A 741-nucleotide genomic window follows, 5' to 3' on the forward strand; every position below is an offset into this window, starting at 1 on the left:
AATCGGAAAAATGAGTTTTATTTATGCAGATGCTGTATCGCACTGCATCGTAGATGTGGTAGCGGATCGTAAGTTAAAATCGCTAAAAGATCATTTTTATCGCTATTCTTTGAAACTAAGACAAAAAGTCAAAACAGTAACGATTGATATGTATGAACCATATATGTCACTAATCAAACAATTATTTCCTAACGCGAAGATTATTATTGACCGTTTTCATATTGTTCAATCCTTAAATCGAGCGTTAAATATGTCTAGAGTTCATGTAATGAATTGTTATAGAACCTCTAATAGACCGCTTTATAATAAATATAAAAGTTATTGGAAACTATTTCTTAAACCTTTTGAAACGCTAGAAGTATTTAATTATCATAAAGTCCATTTATTTAAAGAGTGGAAAACCGAAAAAGGCATTATAAATTACTTATTAGGTGTAGATGTAAAATTATTTAATACATATCACTACGTTCATGAGCTAAGACGATTATTAAAAGAGAACCAAATAGAGAAATTTAATCATAAACTTTTTTCTATTCATCTTTCAGATGTGTGTCCTAAATTACGCTCGGTCATTAGAACTTTAAGACGATTAGCTGCTTTCATTGAAAATACTATGACATATTCTAACCTGACCAACGGTCCGTTAGAAGGAATTAATAATAAAATCAAACTCATTAAAAGGGTATCTTTTGGTTATAGAAATTATGATAATTTACGTAATCGAATTATTATAACTTCGCG

At 29.1% G+C, this 741-nt stretch carries 1 protein-coding gene; it reads left to right on the forward strand.

Annotated features, from left to right (window positions below; all coding sequences use genetic code 11):
* Positions 1-741, forward strand: a 741-nt coding sequence (locus ACVBFA_RS11645) for an ISL3 family transposase (protein WP_447158862.1), incomplete at both ends; no start/stop codon positions are given.

This window comes from Staphylococcus sp. MSU001 (genome assembly GCF_052976705.1).